Origin of the sequence: Bradyrhizobium sp. NBAIM08, from assembly GCF_020193935.1 — a bacterium.
Classification (GTDB): domain Bacteria; phylum Pseudomonadota; class Alphaproteobacteria; order Rhizobiales; family Xanthobacteraceae; genus Bradyrhizobium; species Bradyrhizobium yuanmingense.
In genome coordinates this window covers 1-391 of record NZ_JADYVR010001174.1, presented here as the reverse complement: position 1 = coordinate 391, position 391 = coordinate 1, and the positions used below count along the sequence as shown (strand labels likewise).

1 protein-coding gene is annotated in these 391 nt (G+C 67.0%); it reads right to left on the bottom strand.

What is annotated here, in order from left to right; genetic code table 11:
• Positions 1-391 (bottom strand): YhjD/YihY/BrkB family envelope integrity protein (locus I6F37_RS44010; protein ID WP_225154988.1); only part of this gene is annotated, 391 nt, incomplete at both ends.

The following is a 391-nucleotide window of genomic DNA, read 5'->3' as shown; positions in this document are numbered from 1 at the left end:
CCATGATCTGCGACGCGAGGAACAGGAAGAAGAGGAGCCCGAGGACGATGCCGAAGAAGCCGTAGAGCTCGCTGGTGTGGCGCAACTGTCGGGCGACCAGCCAGCTCCCGAGCGTCTGCAGCGCGGTCCACAGCACGCCGCCCACCACGGCACCGATCCGGAGGGCACCGGTGTCGATCGACTTCGGCGAGAGCACGCGGAACGCGAGCAGGTACAAGCCCACGTTGATCGCCACGGTGAGGATGACCGTCAGCACCGTCACGATCGGCGACTCGGGAACGAGCGTGGCCGCGCTGGCCAAAACGGTCGTGGCCACGATCGCCACGGCAAGCACGACCAGGATCAGCAAGGCGCGAGCGAGGCGGGCGAAGAAGCTCGGGCGCTCCTTGAT